Origin of the sequence: Halobacteriovorax sp. ZH5_bin.2 (assembly GCF_043196375.1) — a bacterium.
Classification (GTDB): Bacteria; Bdellovibrionota; Bacteriovoracia; order Bacteriovoracales; family Bacteriovoracaceae; genus Halobacteriovorax_A.
The window spans coordinates 96,745-119,675 of record NZ_JBEBMJ010000002.1 but is presented as its reverse complement, the minus strand read 5'-3'; the positions used below and the strand labels follow the sequence as shown (position 1 = coordinate 119,675).

General features: G+C 37.3%; 22 protein-coding genes. 12 read left to right on the top strand and 10 right to left on the bottom strand.

Annotated elements, in window-relative coordinates:
* Nucleotides 1-54: 54 nt before the first annotated feature.
* Nucleotides 55-1,290 carry a hypothetical protein gene (locus tag ABMA76_RS05795; protein WP_392908148.1) on the top strand — a complete coding sequence of 412 codons (1,236 nt, stop codon included), beginning with the start codon at nt 55-57 and terminating at the stop codon, nt 1,288-1,290.
* Here ABMA76_RS05795 and ABMA76_RS05790 read toward each other — a convergent pair.
* The 4 genes from ABMA76_RS05790 to ABMA76_RS05775 form a co-directional block, all read right to left on the bottom strand.
* Complete coding sequence (locus ABMA76_RS05790) at nt 1,287-1,832, bottom strand: hypothetical protein (protein WP_392908150.1); 546 nt, start codon at nt 1,830-1,832, stop codon at nt 1,287-1,289. The two genes, ABMA76_RS05795 and ABMA76_RS05790, sit on opposite strands and share 4 nt — an antisense overlap.
* Before the next feature lie 11 nt (nt 1,833-1,843).
* A complete protein-coding gene (locus ABMA76_RS05785) occupies nt 1,844-2,599 on the bottom strand; it encodes a slipin family protein (RefSeq protein WP_392908152.1) in 756 nt (251 codons plus the stop codon).
* 173 nt (nt 2,600-2,772) lie between these two features.
* On the bottom strand, nt 2,773-2,901 hold the full coding sequence (locus ABMA76_RS05780) for a hypothetical protein (RefSeq protein ID WP_255407610.1): 129 nt from the start codon (nt 2,899-2,901) through the stop codon (nt 2,773-2,775).
* Between the two features lie 9 nt (nt 2,902-2,910).
* Nucleotides 2,911-4,245: a nodulation protein NfeD gene (locus tag ABMA76_RS05775; protein WP_393061113.1), complete on the bottom strand. Its 1,335-nt coding sequence runs from the start codon at nt 4,243-4,245 to the stop codon at nt 2,911-2,913.
* 31 nt (nt 4,246-4,276) lie between these two features.
* Here ABMA76_RS05775 and ABMA76_RS05770 point away from each other — a divergent pair, with 31 nt between their 5' ends.
* Complete coding sequence (locus tag ABMA76_RS05770; protein WP_393061111.1) at nt 4,277-5,599, top strand: amidohydrolase family protein; 1,323 nt, start codon at nt 4,277-4,279, stop codon at nt 5,597-5,599.
* Between the two features lie 173 nt (nt 5,600-5,772).
* Nucleotides 5,773-6,099: a helix-turn-helix domain-containing protein gene (locus ABMA76_RS05765; protein ID WP_392908158.1), complete on the top strand. Its 327-nt coding sequence runs from the start codon at nt 5,773-5,775 to the stop codon at nt 6,097-6,099.
* A gap of 102 nt (nt 6,100-6,201) precedes the next feature.
* On the opposite strand, the gene ABMA76_RS05760 is transcribed toward ABMA76_RS05765, so the two are convergent.
* On the bottom strand, nt 6,202-6,900 hold the full coding sequence (locus ABMA76_RS05760) for a hypothetical protein (RefSeq protein WP_392908160.1): 699 nt from the start codon (nt 6,898-6,900) through the stop codon (nt 6,202-6,204).
* 152 nt (nt 6,901-7,052) lie between these two features.
* On the opposite strand from ABMA76_RS05760, the gene ABMA76_RS05755 reads away from it, so the two are divergent.
* The gene (locus ABMA76_RS05755; RefSeq protein ID WP_392908163.1) at nt 7,053-8,036 is read left to right on the top strand and encodes a malate dehydrogenase; all 984 of its coding nucleotides are present in this window, start codon (nt 7,053-7,055) and stop codon (nt 8,034-8,036) included.
* Between the two features lie 48 nt (nt 8,037-8,084).
* Here the strand turns inward: ABMA76_RS05755 and ABMA76_RS05750 are convergent, their stop codons facing one another.
* Genes ABMA76_RS05750 through ABMA76_RS05740 form a run of 3 tightly spaced genes read right to left on the bottom strand, consistent with a single transcriptional unit; the run spans nt 8,085 to nt 12,335 of the window.
* On the bottom strand, nt 8,085-10,748 hold the full coding sequence (locus tag ABMA76_RS05750; protein ID WP_393061109.1) for a cation-translocating P-type ATPase: 2,664 nt from the start codon (nt 10,746-10,748) through the stop codon (nt 8,085-8,087).
* Between the two features lie 19 nt (nt 10,749-10,767).
* A complete protein-coding gene (locus ABMA76_RS05745) occupies nt 10,768-11,181 on the bottom strand; it encodes a cyclic nucleotide-binding domain-containing protein (RefSeq protein WP_392908168.1) in 414 nt (137 codons plus the stop codon).
* 8 nt (nt 11,182-11,189) lie between these two features.
* Entirely contained in the window at nt 11,190-12,335 is a 1,146-nt protein-coding gene (locus ABMA76_RS05740; RefSeq protein WP_392908170.1) for a hypothetical protein, read from the bottom strand.
* A gap of 65 nt (nt 12,336-12,400) precedes the next feature.
* Between ABMA76_RS05740 and ABMA76_RS05735 the strand changes: the two genes are divergently transcribed.
* Together ABMA76_RS05735 and ABMA76_RS05730 are read left to right on the top strand one after the other, a co-directional pair.
* Nucleotides 12,401-13,609, top strand: coding sequence for a U32 family peptidase (locus ABMA76_RS05735; RefSeq protein ID WP_392908172.1), 1,209 nt, complete (start codon nt 12,401-12,403; stop codon nt 13,607-13,609).
* Entirely contained in the window at nt 13,609-14,796 is a 1,188-nt protein-coding gene (locus ABMA76_RS05730) for a U32 family peptidase (RefSeq protein WP_393061107.1), read from the top strand. Before ABMA76_RS05735 ends, ABMA76_RS05730 begins: the two co-directional genes overlap by 1 nt.
* Here the strand turns inward: ABMA76_RS05730 and ABMA76_RS05725 are convergent.
* Nucleotides 14,793-15,923, bottom strand: a complete 1,131-nt coding sequence (locus ABMA76_RS05725; protein WP_393061105.1) for a THUMP domain-containing protein — start codon at nt 15,921-15,923, stop codon at nt 14,793-14,795. The two genes, ABMA76_RS05730 and ABMA76_RS05725, sit on opposite strands and share 4 nt — an antisense overlap.
* Before the next feature lie 54 nt (nt 15,924-15,977).
* On the opposite strand from ABMA76_RS05725, the gene ABMA76_RS05720 reads away from it, so the two are divergent.
* From ABMA76_RS05720 to ABMA76_RS05695, 6 genes are all read left to right on the top strand, one after another.
* Nucleotides 15,978-16,682 (top strand): SAM-dependent methyltransferase, encoded by a 705-nt coding sequence (locus ABMA76_RS05720; protein WP_393061103.1) that lies wholly within the window; start codon nt 15,978-15,980, stop codon nt 16,680-16,682.
* Between the two features lie 104 nt (nt 16,683-16,786).
* Nucleotides 16,787-17,824: an isopentenyl-diphosphate delta-isomerase gene (locus ABMA76_RS05715; protein WP_392908181.1), complete on the top strand. Its 1,038-nt coding sequence runs from the start codon at nt 16,787-16,789 to the stop codon at nt 17,822-17,824.
* Entirely contained in the window at nt 17,821-19,101 is a 1,281-nt protein-coding gene (locus ABMA76_RS05710; RefSeq protein WP_392908183.1) for a hydroxymethylglutaryl-CoA reductase, degradative, read from the top strand. The genes ABMA76_RS05715 and ABMA76_RS05710 overlap by 4 nt, the downstream gene beginning before the upstream one ends.
* A 3-nt stretch (nt 19,102-19,104) precedes the next feature.
* Nucleotides 19,105-20,136, top strand: a complete 1,032-nt coding sequence (locus tag ABMA76_RS05705; protein ID WP_392908185.1) for a GYDIA family GHMP kinase — start codon at nt 19,105-19,107, stop codon at nt 20,134-20,136.
* Entirely contained in the window at nt 20,126-21,211 is a 1,086-nt protein-coding gene (mvaD, locus tag ABMA76_RS05700) for a diphosphomevalonate decarboxylase (protein ID WP_392908187.1), read from the top strand. The genes ABMA76_RS05705 and mvaD overlap by 11 nt, the downstream gene beginning before the upstream one ends.
* Nucleotides 21,211-22,113: a mevalonate kinase gene (locus ABMA76_RS05695; protein ID WP_392908189.1), complete on the top strand. Its 903-nt coding sequence runs from the start codon at nt 21,211-21,213 to the stop codon at nt 22,111-22,113. The genes mvaD and ABMA76_RS05695 overlap by 1 nt, the downstream gene beginning before the upstream one ends.
* On the opposite strand, the gene ABMA76_RS05690 is transcribed toward ABMA76_RS05695, so the two are convergent.
* Nucleotides 22,110-22,925, bottom strand: coding sequence for an enoyl-CoA hydratase-related protein (locus tag ABMA76_RS05690; protein ID WP_392908191.1), 816 nt, complete (start codon nt 22,923-22,925; stop codon nt 22,110-22,112). The two genes, ABMA76_RS05695 and ABMA76_RS05690, sit on opposite strands and share 4 nt — an antisense overlap.
* Between the last annotated feature and the right edge of the window lie 6 nt (nt 22,926-22,931).

The following is a 22,931-nucleotide window of genomic DNA, read 5'->3' as shown; positions in this document are numbered from 1 at the left end:
AAAATATTAATTTTTTCATGTAGTTTAATGGTCAGTTAACCGATAAATATCATAATGAAGAAGTTAATCTTCCTAACAACCATTCTTGTTCTCGTAATATCAAGTGCTTATCTTGTTGTTACGATGCCATATCGATTTTATTATACCTTCCAAGATGAAGGGATTCAATCGGACTACTTTATTGCCACTAATCGATATGAGGTGCTTTACAAGGGGCTTTCACCATATGAAAAATCTCGTGGTGTGACACCATTTTGGAAGAGTATTCATTTTCAAAATTTTCAATTTGATATTCCATTTGATGATGTAAGCTTTAAGGTCTTTCCAAGGCCAAATATTTCAAAGATTCAGGCGCAACCTTATTTTGATATTGTCGATTATAAGAATAGGCGCGTTCTAAGTGTGAATGATTTTGAGATTGAAAAATTTAATGTCGCAATACCGATGGACCCAATTTTCAACCTTCCTGTTGTGACTCAATTTATCAAGGCCTCATCAAATCAAGAAGTTTGGTTAGATGTTCTAAATCTTAATATAAAGGTTAAAAAGCTAAGTCTTTATAGCTACAAAGATATTAAGTATCTTCTTTCAAATTACTCACTTTCAAAATTAGGCTACTTTCTCTATATCTATAAGATGCGTGAGCAGTTGTTTGATAAGGATGCAAGCCGAATTGTACAAAATGGGCCCTTTCATATAATGCAATTTTTTGATGAGGCCAAAAATATTGGAGTTCTAAAGAATTACTTTTATGAGAAAGGACGTATATATCGTGCGACGATACGTTATAATAAGAATAATCCTGACCATAACGTTGTTCTTAATAAGCTCGTGAAAAATTTCAAGTTAAATCTCTCTCGTGATGAGGAGAGTTCGCTTGCTATGTATAATGAATTTAGAAAGCTTAAGTATGAGAAGCGTTTTGAGTATAAGGGGATGGCCTTACTTTATAGCGCATGGTCTCATGAGCTTGAAAATGAAGCTTTCTATCGTGAAATGATTTATTACCTTGAAAAAGGAAATTATAAGACAGCGCAGCTATTTAGTCTTTATGATTTTGCTAAGAGAAAATTTGGGAAAACATTTTCAAGCCGTGATGAAGTTTTAAAAAACGATCTTAAGGCAAAGATTGAAATAGAGACGAAGAAAGAGAGAAAGAAGCAAGAAAGAGACCTTGCTGACTATCAAATATCTGGAGAAGTTGACTTTAAAGACGACGATGCCAAGCTAGATTACATTCTGAAAAATATCGAAGTAAAAGAAGAAAAAGACGATTTAAGCGAATACTAGGAGATTAAGTCTTCAAAACTATCTGGGTGGTGAAAGTTTGGAGAAGTATCTGGGTGCTTATTTGAATAGTAGTATGTTTTATCTCCTTCGGCCGTTAAGACACATGTAGGAGATACACGCAGATTTGAAAGGTCTTCAAAATTATGGCCAAGCTTCTTTAGCTCAAAACGACAATTAAGAGTGAAGAGTTCGTCTTCAGATTTAATGGTGATATTTTCAATTTTAATATCTGTGTATTCTGTTAGTTCTGATCGATAAGAATTAAAGATGAAACAATTCCAGCTTGAATCACTTCCAAAGTTAAATTCAAAATACTCACCATCAGTTTTATTAAGAATAAAGAATTCAAAACATGTCTGAGTCCAAAGTCCAATAACTCGATTCAATTTGCCATTGTCGCGTTGTATATAAATAGGAGAGAGATCTCCTTTTAGACAAAAGTGAAAGTTGACATGGCCGTCAATGACCTTGATCTCAGCACTGGCATCGAGACCAAGGTCATTTTCAGCAAATGGTATTAAGTTGAAGTATTTTGAAATCATATGTAATTTTCTTAGTTACCTTTACTCATGATATTTGTTAAGAAATCAACTGGTAGTGGGAAGAATGTCGTCGACTTTCCATCTCCACTTGAGATCTCTTTCATTGTATCAAGATAACGTAGAGTAATTGCATTAGGTGACTCATTAAGTACCTTTGCAGCTTCTGCAAGCTTCAGGGCCGCGTCGAACTCACCTTGTGCCGAAATAACCTTTGCACGTTTATCTCTTTCTGCTTCCGCTTGTTTTGCCATCGCTCTTTGCATCTCGATAGGTAGGTCAATGGCCTTAACTTCAACCGTTGAAACCTTAATTCCCCATGGCTCAGTATGCTCATCAAGAATTGCTTGTAGTCTTGCGTTGATCTGTTCACGCATTGATAGAATTTCATCAAGTTCGAATTGACCAATTACAGAACGTAGAGTTGTTTGAGCAATTTGACCAGTTGCTAGTAGATAGTTCTCTACTGCAATTACAGACTTTTCTGGGTCTTCGACTCTAAAGTAGACAACACCATTTACTTTAAGAGTTACGTTGTCTTTTGAGATAATATCTTGTGAAGGAATATCCATCGTCACTGTTCTAAGATCTGCTTTTTGCATTTTTTCTAATCCTGGAATTAGAAGAATTAGACCTGGCCCTCTTACTGAAGTGAAGCGACCTAGAAAGAAGATAACACCACGTTCGTATTCTTTAAGAACCTTAACAGTGTTGAACAATAAAATTAATAGTAGAATTATAAATGGTAAGTAAGGCGCGAAATTTATCATATATCCTCCGTTGAATTGACAAAAACTTTACATTTAACTGACTCTAAAAAAAGCTGAGAGTTTAATATTAATTTAAGAAAACTAAGGGGAGATTTTTAATAAACTCTCTCTCTTCCTTGTCAAAAATCAATCGTCCCTCAACGTCCCCTTAGTTTTTTCTTTCTTTATTTCAATTATTTAAGCCATAAAAATTTCTTAATCTCTCTTCTTACCCAGTCGATATCGCTCTTCGTTGGCAGCTCATTCTGACACATAGAAAAGATTAAACTCATTAATTGGCGAAAAGATTTTCTTTGACTCATTTTATACCTCTATAGTTTTACTTGTAGTTTTAAGTTGTCTTTTTTGATGACCTCTACCTTATCACCAACTTTAAGCTTTGACATATCGCCAGTGGCCGTAAGTTGCCATAATTCTCCATTGTAGCGGGAGAATACTTTATCACCATCAATATCTGTAATTGTGATCTGAATACCTGTGTAAGGATCATCTGGTTCAGAAAATATTCTCTTTCTGGACTTATAAAAAACATAAGCAATTAGGCCAATAAAGGCGAGAATTGCACCGATACTAGAAAAGAGAACAGTTGAAGAAATTTGTAGGTATGACTCTTCTGTTTGAAATAGAAACATGGAGCCAAAGATTAAGCTGGCTATGCCTGCGAGGGTTAAAAGGCCAAAGCTTGTAATATATATTTCTAAAATAAAGAGAATAAAGGCCGCAATGATAAGAAGAAATGCGCCAGTATTTAGTGAGAGAACATTAAAAGATATCCCCGCTATTAAGATGGCCACTGCTCCAATACTTCCAGCGATAAATCCACCTGGTGCTTGAAACTCAACATAGATAAGGGCCGCACCTATGAGAAAAAGAATATAGGCCATATCTGGAGACGCAAAAAAACTTAAAAGCTTTTGACCCAGCGTTTTTTCAAATGTTGTAAGGACATAGTTATCGGCAATCTTTACTTTAAATGGCCTGTGGTGAGAATAGAATACCTTATTATTAATAGTGCTGACTAAGCCGCCCTTACCTTGAATTGTATCCACAATTCCATTATGGACATTTTCTTTTAAGGCCTCTGTCTCAGTATAGCTCTTTGCCTCAGTAATCATTTTTGTGAAAACTTTTTCATTCTTACCTGTCGCTGAAGCTTGAGATTTTACGAGGGCAACAAGATCGTTAACAATCTTATTTTTCATATCGCCTTCTTTTATATCTGAAGTCCCTGAGATTGGCGTGGCCGCACCGATGCGTGTTCCATCTGCCATGTAGAGTACTGGGATACTACTTGCGATGATGGCCCCGGCACTGGTGGCCGATGCTGAGCTTGGCCCAACCCAACCAATGACGAGATTCTCACTATTAGCAATTAAGTGCATAATCTCTTTTGTAACGCTAACTAGACCACCAGGTGTGTTTATCTTAATCAAGATGGCACTCTGACTTTGGCCCTCAATACTTTGAAATGCCTTTTGGAGATAATTTAAAGTGGCGGGAGTAATGGCCTCTTCAATATTAACTGCAACGATTGAGTTGATATTTATCTCTTTAGGTTCTTTTGAGCTATCTTCTGCAACTGCGCTGAATGACGCTAAAAATAGGGTAAAGAGTGCTACAAAACTTGTAATGATACGCTTCTTCATATATGTTGACCTGCTTATTAAAGGAGATTTCATGTCATCAAATAATATTACTTATAAAGTAATTATCGCTCATTTTTTCAATCCTATAAATGATAAAAAATGTGAATTTTTAGAAGATTATGCAATTGTTGCAAAGCGCACAACAAAAGGTGATTATAAAATCATCGATCGTATGCCTAAAGCACAGCTTTCAGCTTACTTATCACGTAAGAAGAATGTTGAGATTATTGATAAGAGTGGCCAATACGTAATTCCTGGCCTCTATGATACACACTTTCACTGGGTACAAGACGCCGTTTGTGAAATGCCAAAGGCGAATCTACTTCATTGGCTAGAAAATTACACTTGGCCATATGAAGCTAATTTCAAAAAACTTGCTTTTGCACGCAAAAAAGCAAAAGAATTCACGAATAAAATTGCAAATAACGGAACAATTGGGGGAGCTTGCTATGGCTCTATTCACTCTCATTCTGTTTCTGAAGCACTTAAGAATTTTAAAGGTGATTATGTACTTGGTAACGTGCAGATGACGATGAATTCGCCAGAGTATCTTACAATGGGCGTGGAAGAAACAATTGCGCAAACTGAAGCGTTAGCAAAACAGTATAAAGACAAGTATGCAGTAACTCCTCGCTTTGCCATTACAACAGATCCTGTGACAATGGCAGCAGGTGCAAAGACTGCAAAGAAACATCGCTCATTTATTCAAACCCATTTAAGTGAAACTGAGAATGAAATTGATTTCGTACTTAGTATCTATAAGGATATTAAAGGGTTTGAAAAAGTTAAAACATACACAGAGATCTATGACAAAGTTGGACTTTTAACTCCTAAAACAATTATGGGCCATGGGATTTATCTTTCACCAAAAGAATTAAAACTCTTAAGTGAAAAACAAACAATGATTGCTCACTGTCCGACAAGTAATGCTCCGATCAAAGAGCTGGGTCTCGGTTCGGGGCTTTTTGATTATAAAAGGGCCAATCGTTTCAAGGTTCATTGGGCACTAGCTAGTGATATAGGAGGAGGTCCATTCCTTTCTATGCTTGATGTAATTAATTCATTTGTTATGCAAAACCACAAAAGAGGTCATCGCGATACTTCTTATACCCAAGGTTTATATCGAGCTTCGCTTGCTGGTGCGACTTCGATGAAATTAGAACAGGAGAGTGGTAATTTTGAGCTAGGAAAAAAGCTACATTTTGTCAGCCTTGGTAGTAAAAAGATGAGTGCAAGTCTTACGACGGAAGAAAAACTTAAGAAATTAATTAAGAGGCCTAACAAAGACAGGGCCTTATACACAGATTTAATTGAAGCGACGTATTATAACGGTAATGTAATTTCAGGTAGATAGTTAAGCTAAATCGAACATATTGAACAATATCTGCTATCGACAATAAATTTACGCAAATATAGTAAAAAGTTTTCTTACAAATTTGTTAATATGTTTACAAAAATATTTTATTGCTTTAGAATATATTTAGATACGAATCGTAAGTGCTTGAATATAATACTTAGGAGAAATACATGAGAAGTTTTAGTCACATCGCGAAGCTAATTAAAGAAAAGAGAACAGCACATCCAAAAGGATACTCTCAATCAGAATTATCACACCTTCTTGGTTATAAGAATGGTCAGTTCATCTCTAACGTTGAACGTGCTCTTTGTAACATCCCACTAAAGATGCTACGTAGAGTTTGTGAAATCTTAGACATCAATGAAGCAGAATTAAAAGACGCTATCATTAAGGATCACGAAGAGACTTTAGATAATTATCTAAAGGATGGATCAGGTGTTGTTGGTGCAACAACTGGTGCAGAAGCCGCGGCAACAACTTCGAATTTTGTTTACTAATCTGATTACCTTTTCGAAGGTTGTTAGTTAGAAAATATTGATAAAAAGAAAGGGAGCGAAAGCTCCCTTTTGTTATTGATAAACTTTAATTTCTTTATTTAATTAAACCCCTTTATAGGCCTTGTAATCTTCCAGTGAACCAACTGACTCTTCAGTATCTTGCGTATAGTCGGCCTCAATCTGTGTTTGGAGGTAATGAGGGTCTTCGATTTCTTCTTCACTTACTTCTGGTTCAACTTCACCAACTGGTAGTTCATGATTAGTTGAATAAGTTAAATCCATCTTTAATGATTCAAACTTTTCTTCAAAAACTTTTAAGTCTTCTTCTTTTAATCGACTCTTAAAAGCAAGAAATGTTTTCTGAGTTTCAATATAGTTTCGCTCTAGCTTTTCTCTTTGTTTTTCACCAACACGATCAAAGTTATCAAAGTACTTGCGTCTGGCCATGATATGCTGCTCAAGTAAATTGAAGTATTTTACAATGATAAAGTCCTCTCCACTTAAATGTTGTGGGTTTGGACGGCGATTCTTATTTGGTCCACGGCGTCTACGATTGCGATTTGAAGACTTACCTTGAACCTTTTTACTTGGTTTAGATTGATTTGACTGCGGGCCTTTTCCACTAGGTTTATTGCTAGATTGAGTTGCCTGTTGCCCTTGTCCCTTTGGGTTACGACTTGCATTTGCTGGGCGTTTACGACGTCTGCGGTTATTTGAACGACTTCTATTTCCACGGCCTTGTGGTTTGTCTGAAGACGACGATGATGATGAATTAGAGGCGTTCTTGTTGCCTTGCTCCATTTGTAATCCCTTATTGATAATTCATAATTACGTTTAAATTTAATTATAGCCCCTAATATTGCTAAGTAAAGCTACAACTTGTCTAACACCTATGTTAAAATTGGCCAATTTCAATAGAACAACTCTCTAATTTTTTCAAAAGGGGAAATTACATGACTAAAAGAGTTAAGGTTGCAGTTACAGGTGCAGCAGGACAAATTGGTTACGCGATTCTTTTTAGAATTGCTTCAGGTCAAATGTTTGGACCAGATACAGAAGTTGAACTACAACTTCTTGAACTACCTCAGGCACTTGGTGCACTTGAGGGTGTAAAAATGGAATTAGATGACTGTGCTTTTCCATTGTTAAAAAATATTGTTTGCACAGACAAGATGGAAGTAGCATTTAAAGATGCAAACTGGATTCTTGCAATTGGTGCTGTTCCAAGAAAAGATGGAATGGAAAGAGCTGACCTTCTTAAGGTTAACGGTGGAATTTTTGGTCCACTTGGTAAAGCAATGGCCGCTCACTCGGCACCAGATTCAAAACTATTCGTAGTTGGTAACCCATGTAATACAAATTGTTATATCGCAATGGAAGCTTCAGGACTTGATAAGTCACGTTTCTTCGCAATGACAACTCTTGATGAGAAGAGAGCTAAGACTCAACTTGCTCAGAAAGCAGGAGTTGATGTAACTGAAGTTACTAATATGACAATCTGGGGTAACCACTCAGCAACTCAATACCCTGACTTCTACAATGCAAAGATCGGTGGAAAGTCTGCTGCAGAAGTTATCTCTGATGAAGAATACTTACAAGGTGAGTTTATTTCAACTGTTCAAAAAAGAGGTGCAGCAATTATTAAGGCACGTGGTGCTTCTTCTGCTGCTTCAGCTGCAAACGCATGTGTTGCAGGTGTATACGCTCTAACTCATGACACACCGGCCGGTGAGACATTCTCTATGTGTCTTGCTTCAAAAGGTGAGTATGGAGTGGACGAAGGTCTTATCTTCTCATTCCCATGTCGTGTTGAAAACGGTGAGCTAAAGGTTGTTGAAGGTCAAGAGCACAATGCTTTTGGACAAGAGAAGTTTAATACAACTCTTGAAGAACTTCGCACTGAAAGAAATACTGTAAAAGAACTAGGTCTAGTATAGGTGCCATGCTCCTTTGGTTTCGCACGCGCTAAATCAAAGGAGCACACCTTATATTCTAATTCCCAATTTAAGTTTCGTTAAAACTTGAATGATGATAAGCGGTGACAGGGATGCGTAGGCTACAATTTTCCAACTTTCTAGTTCGATAAGCCTTAAGCTGAGAATACTCCTAAGGCCTGGAATATAAATCGTAGCAACTAAGAGTAAAGTACACAGGCATATTGCTCCCCATATATGAATATTCTTAGTGATCTCATTTACAAATATATTTGAATTCTCAAGTCGCATATTAAAAACATGGAAAACTTGGCCAAAGGCAAGGCTTAAGAAAGAAACAGTTAATGCTTCTTGATCATCACTTGTTGTCTTGAGTGTATAGAGGAAGCCAGAAATTACGCAACTTGTAAGAATAATACCGTATAGAGATATCAGCGCCCATTTTCTCTTTGTGATAATTTGTTCGTCACGGGGACGGGGAGATGACTTTAAATAGCTAGGGCCTCCTTCTCCCATTCCTAGTGCTAATGCCGGGAATACGTCTGTGACGAGATTTAAAAATAAAATTTGTAATGGTAAAAGGGGTAGTGGCATGTTCATCAGTGAGGCAATTGAAACAATAAGAATTTCACTAATATTACAAGAAAGAAGATAGACCACGAAGCGCTGAATATTGCTGTAGATAATTCGTCCCTGTTTGATGGCCAAGATAATAGTGTTGAAGCGATCATCTTGTAGCACCATATCTGCTGCTTCTTTTGCAATTTGAGTTCCTCTTAGGCCCATGGCCACACCAATATCTGCATTCTTCAATGCTGGAGCATCGTTGACCCCGTCTCCTGTCATGGCAACGACAGCGTTCTTTGATTGAAAGTGTTTAATTAATTCAAGTTTTTGAACGGGACTTACACGACTAAAGACCTGGGTCTTGTCGATTTTTTCAATGAGCTCTTCACTCCAGTCTTGCTTTGGTCCTAAGTTTTTCCCATTTATAGCGTAGCAATTATCTGATTCAATAAGACCGATGTCTTTGGCGATCTTTAGGGCCGTGCCTTCTTGGTCTCCAGTGACCATAATTGTTTTAATGCCGGCTTCATTTGATTTAATGATTGCTTCTTTCACATCTGATCGAGGAGGATCAAGAAGGGCAACGAGTCCTAAAAAAGTAAGGTTGCTGAAAGGTTCATCATCGACGCGTTTTACTTTTTTCTCGGCCAAGGCGAGGATACGCAGGCCATCACTTGCTAGTGCATGATTTTCTTTTATCCATTCTCTTTTTAACTCTTCATTAAAGACGTTATCTTCAGTTCGATTTCGAATATATGTGCTATGACTTATTATGGCTTCTGGTGCTCCTTTTACAGCTACGAGTATTGTCTCCTCGTTCTTTTCTTTAAGCATATGGTAGGTTGCCATCATTAGGGTTGAGCTATCAAAAGGGACTTCTTTTACTTCAGGTTTTTGTTCAAGAAGCTTCGCTCTGACAAGTCCGAACTCTTCACCAATACTTAGTAAAGCAATTTCCATCGGATCACCAATATTATGACTCTTCTTTTCTTGACTCAGTTCTGAGTTGTTACAAAGAATTCCTATCTCAAGAAGTCTTCTTAGTTCTCCTTCTTCTTTTGCCTCTATATTATTCATGTGAAAAATAGAGTTCAGGCTTTTAAAAAGCTGAACCTTCATTTTGTTTTCAGTGAGGGTTCCTGTCTTATCTGTGAAGATTATTGAGGTTGCTCCAAGAGTTTCAACAGCTGCTAGTTTATTGATGAGCGCATTGTTATCGGCCATGCGCCACATTCCTTTGGCCAGAGCAAGGGTGGCCACAATAGGGAGACCTTCCGGAATAGTTGCAATAGCTAATGCAATGGCCGTCTCTAACATTAGCATAGGTGCTTTGCCGGCCATAATTCCTGAGACTGCTATGAGAGCGGCAATTGCTAAGGAGAACCAAACAATTTGTCCAGCAAGCTTGTTTAGTCGTTCTTCCAGAGGAGTTGTTTCATCCCTACTAGCTGCACCTATTTGCACCTCTTTGGCAATTACACCAACTTCAGTGTCCATGCCTGTTGCAATGACGATTCCTTTTCCTGAACCTCTTGTCATTGATGTTCCTTTAAAAAGAATATTACTTCGTTCTGCTAAGATGGTGTCTTCTTCTAATGCTTCACTGATTTTATCGACTGGAGCTGATTCACCAGTCAAAATTGATTCATTAACGTTTATATTATTGGCCTGAGCAATTCTAAGGTCGGCCCCTAAGATATCTCCGGCTTCAAAGATGACAATATCACCAGGAACCAGCTCTTTTGTATTTAGATGAAATATTTGTCCTTGGCGAATAACTCCACATTTTGTGACACCTATTTTTTTGAGCGCCTCCATGGATCTTACGGCCTTAAGTTCTGTGAAATAGCCTAGGGCAGTATTAACAACTAGTACTGCAATAACTGTAAAGCCTTCAACAATATGGCCAATGGAAAATGAAATGCCGGCCGCTATAAGCAGCAAGACTACAATGATACTCTTTAGTTGCCTTGTAAGAATCGTAATTTTAGATGTTCTTTGCCTTACTGAAAGTTCATTAAGGCCATAGATATTTTGTCTTTTTATGACTTCTTCTTGAGTCAGTCCGCTGTTAAGATCTGTTTCAAGCTTATCAGAGACATCACTTACACTACATTTTGAATAGAATAGGCCGTTGTACTTTTCCATATACTCGCCCTTCTTGAGTTTACTTTATAAGTTCAAGAATCTCTCGTTGTTCGTCAATACTTAAAGGCTTAACAGTGTCGGCCTTCTTTCTTTTGATACCACTTTTTGCGATAACCTTATCGAGGTGGTGAATACGATCAACTACATTCTTTGTCATTTTAAAGAGCCAATCAGGTAACTCTTCTTTTATTGTTACACTATCAATTTCCATTAGTGTTACTTTAGTTTTGGCCATGACATAGGCTGCGCGATGAGTGCCGGCGAAGAAAGCCATTTCACCAATCATCTCACCTGGCCCAACTGTAGCAACAGGGCTGACTTTATTTCCGTCGACAACAAATACAAGAAGTTCTCCCTCTTCAACAAGGTAGATTGTATCAGACTGATCTCCCTGTTTAATGATGATTGCATTTTCGTTATGAACAATTCTCATATGGCCTCTTATTTTAGTTGGGTAATTTGCTTGAGCTTAATAACTAGCTCACTGACAAGTTTAGGATAATAGATAGATTGTGGAACTTTATTAGAAATAAATAAAGGGTTTCTTGTATAATTTTGCTTAAGAACTTCGTTAAAATTTACTATATCAACATTTTGATGAGTAGAGATTTTTTCAAGCTGCTTAACGAAGAGTGGGTGCGAAGACTTAACCTCACATGCAAAGGCCACTTTTTGTAAGGCCTGATCATATGCCTTTGTTATTTCACCCTGTTTTTCAAAAAATTCTTGTTTTAATTGATGAAATTTCGTGTTGGCCAAAATATTCTTTTCAAGAGACTGAACAAGTACATGGGCCTCTTTAGTTTTAGATTCTGAAAGAAGTGTGTCGAGTTTTTTCAGGGCCTCTTCAAACTCTGGGCCGTTGGTATCTTCACAAACTCTAAGATCATTTATCTCCATATTGATTGGTGGAATAACTGTAAGGATATTAACTCCTTGGGCCTTTAGGGTACGAAAGAATTTTTCGAGACGAATCTCATAAAGAAGAAGTTCCTTTTCTAAGATACTTCTAAAACGCTCAGGAGTTAACTTATCGAATTGAATTGGTTCAATTTCTGAAGTTAACTGCTTAAGGTCTTCATTTAAGAAAATTAAACGTGACAGATTTGGATGAAGCTTAATCAAACTTTGGATATAAAGATTTTTAAAGAATTTAAAATTCTGATTATTTAGTTTAATGGCCTCTTTCTTCTTTGGATAAATATCTTCTTGTAGCTCTGAGTAACCAGTGGCCAAAATAAGAATTTTAGGTACTTTCTTTAATGCCGCTACTCTTTGTATAGTGCGATAAAGGGACTCGCCCTTAGAAGAAATATTGTAAATAGAAAGTGGTCTGGCCAATTTCTTTGAGAGTTGAGTTGTGATGTCATTGATAAATGGGCCGATTGAAACACCCATTTCATCACCGACAATTAGAACGTCGGCATTTGAGGCAACTTCATCTGGCCCAAAGGTTTCTGGTGCCATGACATATGGTGCTGGTGTCTCTCGTAAAGGAGCCTCGTGATAATGGTAACTTAGAAGTCCCAAAATTGTGATAATGAACGCACAGGCCAAATAAAATATAGTGTTAAATATTTTTTTCATAAAAACTAATCAAGATTTCCCTATGACTTTATTATATACGTAATTTCTGGTACATAGAAGACCTTATGAAAGATGCAAAAAACACCAGATGGGTACCTGAGCTTTTAGCTCCAGCAGGTAGCCTAGAAAAATTGAAAGTGGCCATTAGTTACGGTGCCAATGCCGTATATCTTGGTGGTCAAAAATATGGACTTCGCCAAGCGGCAGACAATTTCACTATTGATGAAATACGTGAAGGAGTTGAGTTTGCTCATGAGCGAGGTGCTCTCGTCTATGTCGTCTTAAATTCATTCTTTCACGATAAGGATTTTGATGGCCTCTTAGACTTCATTAAAGAGCTTGATGATGTTGGCATTGACGCTGTTATTGTTTCCGATCCAGGTGTGATCAATTATATTGCCGAGAATACAGGTTTAGAAATACATCTCTCAACTCAGGCAAGTTGTCTAAATGTTGAAAGTGCAAAGCTTTGGAAGAAGTTAGGTGTAACTCGTATTGTTCTTGGAAGAGAAGTTGCCATTGCTGATGCTAAGAAAATCAAAGAAGAAGCAGGTGTCGAAATCGAGATGTTTGTTCATGGTTCAATGTGTATGGCCTACTCTGGAAATTGTGTAATTTCCAACTATACGCAAGGACGTGACTCTAATCGCGGTGGGTGTGCTCACAGTTGTCGTTTTGAATATAAAATTGATGACGGCAAGAAGGAGCTAAATAGCTACTTTATGAGCTCTAAGGATCTTGAAGGTATTAGGCTTCTTCAAGACTTTATTGATGCTGGAATTGATTCTTTAAAAGTTGAGGGGCGTATGAAGTCTCCGATGTATGCTGGAACAATTTCAATGGTCTACTCTCAGGCCTTGGCCTATTATAAAGAACATGGAAATTTTCTAAGCGATGATCTCCTTAAGTGGGAAGAAGAGCTTACAAAAGTTACTCACCGTGCTTACACTCAGGCATCTCTTGTTGAGGAAGCCGATGAGACTTCGATATATAATGATCGTGAGCATGAAGATAAGACTTATCGTGCGATTGGAAAGGTCGCGCAAGTTGTGGACAATGAGTTCATCGTTGTCGATGTAAGAAGTGCATTTGAATTAGGAGAGTCTCTTGAGATTATGCCTTTTTCTAATACTCATGTGAATGTGAAGATTGATCATATCTCTAATCTTGCAGGAGAGAGCTTCGAACGCACCCGCCCTGGTGCACTTTTTAAGATTCCTTATGTTGCAGGTGTCGAGGTGAATAATCTTGTGCGTGCAAAGGTTGTAAGTTAATGAAAACGACAACTTACCTAAATAGTCTTAATGATCTTCCTGGTATAATTGCTAATAAATCTTCAGTAAGTGAAGTTATCTTAGCGACACGCTTATTTTCTCAAATTGGAAAATTGTCTGTTGATGATATGGCCCAGGCAATTTCGTCTTTAAAATCGGAAGGGATGGCATTCTCTTTAGAGTGGGATATTCTTATGACAGAGACTCGCTTTGGGATGTATAAGCAGCAATTTTTAAAATATGCTGACTTAGGTTTTAAAAGTATCCGCTTAAGAGATCCTGGTGCAGTTAATTTTTGCCTAAATGAATTCCCAAATCTAAAGATTGATCTTCTTTTAGATACTGGTGGACACCATAATCTTAATTCGATCAAGGTTTGGAAGAAACTTGTAGGTGATCGTCTAAGAAAGATTGTTCTTTCAATTGAACTCTCAAGTAGTGTGATTAGAGATTTTTGCCAAGAGATACACTCATGGGGTGTTGAAACCGAACTGCTTGTCTTTGGACGTATCTTACTTTTCTATACACCAAGAAACCTTGTCTCTCCATTGTACTCAGATGAAAGTTTAGAAGATAATTATCTTGAAGTTAGCGGCTCAAGTGAAGAGTCTCCTCATAAAGGCTTTCCGATTGTTGAAAATCAACACGGAACATTTATGTTTAATACAAAAGATCAATTTCTTTTAGAGTATATCGACGAATTAAAAGAGTGTGGTGTTAATGATTTAAGAGTTGATACTCGTCATCTCGAAAATAACAACCTTCTAAGTGATGTTGTCGCACTAATAAATGCCTTCGACAAAACAAAGGCCAAAGAAGTAAAAGATCAATTTGGTAATTCAACAACACGTGGGTTCTTTCACGTAAATAAATCTGATGTTCTATTTAAGAAGCTTAAGAACAAGCGTACCCAACGCCAAGATGAAGGCTTCTTAGGTGAAGTTGTCGATGTTGTGAAAAAATCTCATATGGCCATTCTTATTAAGGGAATGCGCGCAGAGGAATTTGCTCTTAAAGTAGGAGATGAACTTCGATTAAATACACCAGATGGTAAAGTGAAAACAACGAAAGTTCATAAAATCACACATACTAACGGTAGCGAGACAGACTCTGCAAAGACAGGTGAGTTAGTGCTAATTCCACATGTTAGTGGTGTTAGTGTTAAGACTATGGCCTACAAGAATTAGTTGTAGCTGACTTTTACAAATTGTACCCAGATTCCACCGTTGTTGATTCGCTGTGATCTCTTGACCTTATACTTCTTATCGATGATAAAGGTATCTGGCATCACAGCATATGCACTTTGGGCCCCGAGCTCTTGCGACTTTGCAAAGAAGTCATTTACAAATTCATGAATATTTTTCTGCGTTTTAATTCTTTTTCCATATGGAAGATTACAGGCTATAACTAAGTTATTTGCGGAAGTTTGTACCATTTTAAAAAAGTCACCTTGGGCAACTTCTAGATCATATCCGATAAGGTTTTCTTTGATGGCCCTAATATTGTCTTGATTAATATCATTTGCCAAGGCCTTGCGTTTTCTTTCATCTTTTGTAATATTTAGCTTCTGCGCAGGAAGCTTTCTAAAAAGAGGGAAGTTTTCAAAATTATAATTTCGCTTAGAATTTATTTGATCTTGTAATAGGTACTCACTGACAATCGTTCCCGAGCCGGCCATTGGGTCAAGTAGAGTGTAGTCTTTTTCTTCATTCCTATTAATGAATCGAATAAGAGCTGCTCCAAGTGACTCTCGCATTGGGGCCTTTGCCGTAAAAATCTTATGTCCTCTTTTATCAAGCCTCTCTCCTGAACAATCGATAGAGACCTGACACATATCTTCTTCAAAGCGAATAAAGATAATTGGTGCGTGACTCCATGTTAATTCATTATACTTTGCCTTAAAGGGTTGTGCCTTTTGATAATCGAAAATAGCATCCTTTGCGGCCTTGATGATTTTTCGATCATCAAATAAGCGTGAATTATGAGAGCTTACTTTAAATTCAAAGTCGGCCGTTGGGATATAATCATTCCAATTTATCTTTGATAGCTTTTTGTATAGCTTTGGAAGGTCTCTGGCCTTAAATTCTTCAACTCTTAGAAGTGCCCTTGTTGGGATCTTTAAAAACTTTATCAGTGTCAAAAGTGAGAAAAGGTCTTTAGACTTAAGAAGTAGTCCCTTTTCATTATCAGACTCTATTTCTATTGATGTGAAGAATTCGTAACGAATTAGCTCTTTTAGCTCATCTTTGGCGAACTCCTCGAGGCCTGGAGTTACAGAGAGAAATAATTCATAAATTTTTGAAGTTTTTTGCATATTATTTGTATACACGATCTTGAGTTTATAACCAATTGGTCATATATAAATGATATGGCCAAACAAGGTAAATACGGAACTCTCTATTTAATTGCAACTCCAATTGATGAGCAAAACCCTCTTGATACGACAGCTTTAAATTTATTAAAGTCTGCCATTGAAAAGCGAGAGCAAAGTCTCTTTCTTATTGAAGACTTAAAGCCTTGTCGCAGGCGTTGGATTCGTTTTGGACTTGATCGTGAGATTATTGAGGACTTTATTCTCTTTAATGAACACACTCAAGTTGAGATTGAAAATGAAATCATTACAAAGATTCAAAGTGGAAAGAATGCTTATCTGATGAGTGATGGCGGGCTTCCTGCATTTTGTGATCCTGGCCAAAAACTCGTCAAAAGATGTCATGAGTTGGGGATTCGCGTGACTTGTACTCCCCATAGTAATTCCATTTCACTTGCGGTTGCCCTTTCCGGTATTGATTGTGCTAATTTTACATTTGCTGGCTTTCCACCGCGCAGGCCCGAAGAGCGCAAGGAGTTTCTAAAGAATTTGGCCAAGGTAAATATGCCTAAGGTTCTGATGGATACACCATACCGCTTAACAAGACTTCTTGAGGAGTCTGTTGAGGTTTTTGGTGATCGTCTTGCCTTTGTCGGCATGGAGCTTAATGGAGAAGACGAGGAACTCAAATACGGTAAGTTGTCGAAATTACTTAAAGATGTTTCAGGTTTAAAGAAAGAGTTCATTCTTATTATTAAGTAATTGTTTAAAGGCCTTGCAAATCAGATAGATTTTTCCAAAGCATAAATGGAATGTTGTTGCTTCGAATAAAATCTGCTAAATTGCCTAAATCATTAGGTATGTACATGAAAAGAGACAATTTAGAGGCCCAAGCAACGAGCGATCGTAAGCTTGAGCATATCAAATTAACGGATGCTGCACAAACAGCACAAATCTTAGCTGATAAGCGCTTTTACTATGAACCACTTTTTAGTGGGAATAGAGAAGTGCCCGATCTCAGTCTTAACTTTGCTGGACATCATTTAAAGTTACCAATTTGGGTTTCATCAATGACAGGTGGAACTGGTGTGGCCGCAAAGATAAATGAAAACCTTGCACGAGCATGTGCAGATTTTGGCATTGGGATGGGCCTAGGCTCTTGTCGTAAACTTCTTTCTAATGAAGGTCGCAGTCAATACTTCAGCGACTTTGATATCTCAAAATATACAGGTCGTGCGCCTTTTTATGCCAATCTTGGAGTGGCCCAAATAGAGGAGCTAATTGAAGATGGTGAGCTTGATCGCGCCAAAGAGGTTGTTGATCTACTTGGTGCTAATGGCCTAATCATTCACATAAATCCGGCGCAGGAATGGTTTCAACCAGAAGGTGATATTATCAAACGATCTCCACTAGAGATTATAAAAATCTGTTTAGAAGAGTTTGATTTTCCAATCATCGTCAAAGAAGTTGGACAGGGAATGGGGCCAAAATCTTTGGCCGCTCTTATGCAGTTGGATCTGGCCGCAATAGAATTTGCTGCCTTTGGCGGAACTAATTTTTCTAAACTTGAATATATTAGAAATTCCAATGACTTATCTATTCATGAACCTCTGTGTCATGTTGGCCATACTGCCCTAGAAATGGTAAATATGAGCAATCAAATTATCGATCAATTAGGAGAGCAGGTAAGGTGTAAGAACTTTATCATCTCAGGTGGTATTAAATCATATCTTGATGGTTTCTACCTGTGCAGCCTTTCAAAAGGAAATGCCATCTTTGGTATGGCCAGTGAGTTCCTAAAGACGGCAATGATTGATTATGAAAGTGTGAGTCGACAGGTTACACAAATAAAAGCAGGTCTAGCATTTGCTAATTCATACCTTAGTGTAAGGAGTGAAAATTGAAATTGATTCAAGGTTTTTCAAAACTAACAAAAGAACAGAAAGTAGACTTTATCTCAAAAAATCTTGAGGCCGGTTCAAAAGAACAGATCCTCTCTTTCTGGCATCAGGATCAAAAATTACAAAATACACTTGATGAATTCTCTGAGAATACCATCTCAAATTTCTTCCTACCTTATGGTGTGGTTCCTAATTTTGTTTTAAATCAAAAAGTATATAACGTTCCAATGGTTATTGAAGAAAGCTCTGTTGTTGCGGCCCTATCTAAGGCAGCAAAGTTTTGGAGTTCTCGTGGTGGTTTTAAGGCCGAAATCATTGGCAGTGAGAAAATCGGACAAGTGCACTTTATTTATGAAGGTGACAAGGCCCAACTTAAAGAATTTTTTGAAAATGGAAAAATTGATATTTTAAACTCTCTAACTCCTTTAACTATCAATATGGATAAGAGAGGTGGTGGAATTCGTTCGATTGAGTTAGTTGATCTAACAGATAAAGAAGAAAACTACTATCAAATCAAGATGGCATTTGAAACTTGTGATGCGATGGGGGCCAACTTCATTAACTCTGTTTTAGAAGCTGTTGGGAAGTACTTAGAAGAAAAGTTAGGAGAGCACGTACAAGTTATTATGTGTATCCTTTCTAATTATACGCCGAATTGTAAGGCCCGTGCATGGGTTGAGTGTTCAATTGAAGACTTAAATGAAAATAGTCTTGGAATGGATGCAAAAACATTTGTACAAAAATTTGCTCGTGCAGTTCGCATTGCTCATATTGATCCTCATCGTGCAACAACTCACAATAAAGGTATCTTCAATGGTATCGATGGTGTTGTTATTGCAACAGGTAATGACTTTAGAGCAGTTGAAGCCTGTGGCCATACTTACGCTGCAAGAGATGGACAGTATCGCTCTCTTACTAATTGTAAAGTTGATGGTGATAAGTTCTTATTTGAAATTGAAATTCCACTAGCACTGGGAACTGTTGGTGGTTTAACAAAGCTGCATCCATTAGCGAAGATGTCTCTTGATATTTTAGAGCGTCCAAGTGCAAACGAGCTAATGATGATTACTGCAAGTGTGGGACTTGCTCAAAACTTTGCGGCCTTAAAGAGTTTAGTGACAAGTGGTATTCAAAAAGGTCATATGAAAATGCACTTAATGAATATCTTGGGACAGCTTGAAGCTAATAATGAAGAGAAAGAAAAAATTGCTGAATACTTTGCGGACAAAGTTGTTTCGTTCAGTGCAGTAAGAGAACAACTAGAGAGTTTAAGAAACTAAATTATGAACACAACACACACAAGCAACACGATTTTAAAATATTTGGAAGGAGAGCAATTTCTTGAACTTCCAAAAAATGGCCAACTTTACTTTGGTCATGGAAAATTACTTCTATCTGGAGAGTATTTTGTTCTAGACGGTGCTCAGGCACTAGGCCTACCAACAACTGTTGGGCAATCTCTTCGCGTTCAATATTCAGCATCTTTTGATCCAAAGCTATATTGGAAATCATATGATCCTGCTGGAAAATTATGGTTTGAAGTGATTTTTGAATTCTGGCACTTCAATATCTTAAATGAAAACCCAACGAAAGAGATGATGGTTCTACAACAAATGCTTAGACAAGCTAGAAAGCAGAATAAGCACTTTTTGAGAGATGGAGTTGATGTACACGTTGTTACTCAACTTGGATTTCCTCTAGAGTGGGGCCTAGGTTCATCTTCAACATTAATTCATAATATTGCTGACTGGGCGATGGTTTCACCATTTGAGTTAGCATTTAACACACTTGGCGGCTCTGGTTATGATATCGCTTGTGCTCAAAGTGATGATCCACTTATCTATCAAAAAAGTGGTGATGGACCAAAGTGGTCACCGGTTGAATTTAACCCGTCATTTAAAAATAATCTATACTTCATTTACTTAGGTCATAAGAAAAATTCACGCGATGCTATTGAGTATTATAATCAATTGCGTCCACACTCACCGGAAGTAATCAATACTATCAGTGAATTATCAAATCAGATTGCTTCTGCAAAAACGCAGGAGGAATTTAATTTCTTAATCCGTGCCCATGAAGAAATTATTGGAAAACAACTTAATCTTAAGCCAATTAAGCAAGAGGCCTTTAGTGACTTTGATGGAGAAATTAAGTCTCTTGGCGCATGGGGTGGAGATTTCATTCTTGCTTCAACAATGAATAATAAAAAGTACGTTGCCAACTACTTTGAGGAAAAAGGCCTAAAGGTCATCATTCCTTACCGTGATTTAATTGTCGATAATGAACCAAAAGTTGAAGCTAATAATGTCCACTAATTTCAAGTTAACAAGTTATAAAATAGAAAAAATAAGTGAAGGCCGCTCTTTCAATGTAAAGAGCCCTTCTAATATTGCATTGATTAAGTACTGGGGAAAGTATGGAGAGCAGCTGCCTTCAAATCCTTCCTTAAGTATTACACTTGATAATGCCCATACTTTGACTACTTATAAAGTTTCAAAATCTGATAAATTTGAGTTAGATTTTAAATTTGAATCGAAGACTAATGAGAAGTTTCAGGCCCGTGTCGAAAAGTTTTTTAACCGAGCAGTCGAGTACTTTCCATTTATCAATGAATGTCGAATTGAAATGGATTCAATGAACTCATTTCCTCATTCGTCTGGAATTGCTTCTTCTGCTGCATCGATGTCAAATTTTGCTAGTGCACTTTGTGAGATTGAAAAAATAGTGACTGATGAAGACCACGACCAAGAATACTACCTAAAGAAAGCTTCTTTTATGGCCCGTCTAGGTTCTGGTAGTGCTTCTCGATCTCTTTTTCCTAAAATGTCGATTTGGGGTAAGTCCGTTCAAGGAAGCTCTCAAGAGTATGCTGTCGGGCTTGATAGCTATGATAAGTCTTTTGAAGGAATTTGTGATTCTATTGCGATTGTAAGTGCAAGTGAGAAGGCCGTAAGCTCTACTGCTGGCCATGCTTTGATGAATACTCATCCATTTGCAAAAACACGCTTTTTAAATGCCTGCAATAATTTTAACTCACTTTGTTTTGCTCTAAGTAGTGGTGATTTTGATGGCTTTGCTGATATTGTTGAGGCCGAGGCATTGGAGCTTCATGGCCTAATGATGAATTCAAAACCGTCATTTATTCTGATGGAGCCAAATACATTAGCAATTATCGCTAAGATCAGAAATTTTAGAGTACAAACAGGTGCAAAGGTCTGTTTTACTCTTGATGCCGGGCCAAATGTACATATTCTTTATCTAAAAGAAGATGAAGCTAAAGTTCGCCAATTCATTGATGAGGAAGTTGCTAATCTTTGTCATAATAACGTTGTTATCCATGATCACATGGGCAACGGTGTTGAAGTGGAATTTTTAAATCGAGATTCATAATGGAAAGTGTCGGAAGTTTTAGCGCAAAAATTCTTCTTTTTGGTGAGTATTCTATTATTCGCTCATCAAAAGCGTTAGCGATGCCTTACTCACTTTTCGACGGAAAGTTAAACTTTCCTGAAAAGCAAAACACAGGAGTTGATTCTGAGTTGTCTGCTTTTTCACAATATTTAAAGAAGCAAAATGAGAAGGGAAACCTAAGCTTTAACTTTGATCACCAATCATTTTCTTTTGATATCTCTAGTGGCATTAGATTTAAATCAACTATCCCGCAGGGATATGGTGTTGGAAGTTCAGGGGCACTATGTGCGGCCGTTTTTGATCGTTATGCTCGTATTAGTGATGAACAAAAAAATGATATTGCATTCTTAAAAGATTGCTTCAAAGAAATGGAATCACACTTTCACGGATCTTCATCTGGTGTTGATCCTTTGATTAGTTACTTAAATGTTCCGCTTTTAATTGATAGCAAGAAGCAACTGACAGAGGTTGTCTTAAAAAATGATTCTAAAGGTCCAGGGCTTTTCCTTCTAAATACAGGGCGTGCTAGAAGAACAGAACCACTTGTAAACCTATTTATGGAAAAGTGTTCCTCTAAGGACTTTGCTTATCTTTGTGATCGTGTTTTAACGCCAATATCTGATGAGTGTATAAAATATTATATTAATGATGACCGTGAAAAACTTTGGAAGAAGTTTAAAGAGTTATCTTCGTTTCAATTTGAACATTTTAATCCGATGATTCCTGCTCTTTATCGAGATCTTTGGACAGAAGGTCTTGAATCGAATGACTTCTATTTGAAGTTATGTGGTGCCGGTGGTGGTGGCTTTCTTCTTGGACTCGCACGCGATATCTCAAAGTTACCACCACAGCTTTCTAGTTTTGAAATTAGGCCCGTTTAGATGGCCTCTGCAACAGTGGGAGTTTGTTTTAAAACACGAGCGAAGTCACGTGGATTAATGAAATCCTTCCCATTTGCGTAGTTTTTAAAGTCACCAGTTGCTAATGTTGAGTTGGCAAAAGTGATTTCCTCTAGAAGATCATCTTCCATTGCTTTAATAAGAGCGTTGTTAAATGATCTCTTTGTTTGAATTCTTGCAGTAGGTGACTGCTTAGAGATACGAGTTACAATATCTTCAAGTTCATTCTCACTGTAAAGGATTTTTCCAACGAGGCCTGCACTTATAAGAGCATCGGCGCTTACACTTTGAGAAGATAGTAGGTATTGCATAAGCTTTGCACTATTTGCTTTTTCGTTAGTAAGGGTATTCATTCCTGCCATTGGCGTGATTCCCTTATCTAGTTGATTAAATGTCACACTAAAAGAAGGAGCACAGTAGCGAATATCTCCACCCATTGCTAATTCAAGACTAAATGGGCAGGCTGTTTTTTGAAATGACCAAAGGATCGTCTGTGGTAACAGTAATTGTCCCCAGCTAAGTCTTGCTAGTTGTTGAAGCGTATTACCAAGGTTTACTTCATCGAAAAACCTAAGTTCTTCTTTTTTGAATAATTCGATATCATCACTAGCAAATTTAAAAACTACTGAATGAATTTCAATTTTATTAGTTAACCAGTCAAAGAAGTGTTCAAGTTCATTTAAGTACGTCGAAGTATTGAAAAACTGTTCATCGTTGGCGATGACAACGTTGCATGTACGAGTTTGTCTAGATAGTGAAATATTGAGTGTATTGTACTTAAAGAAATTACTCATTGATAC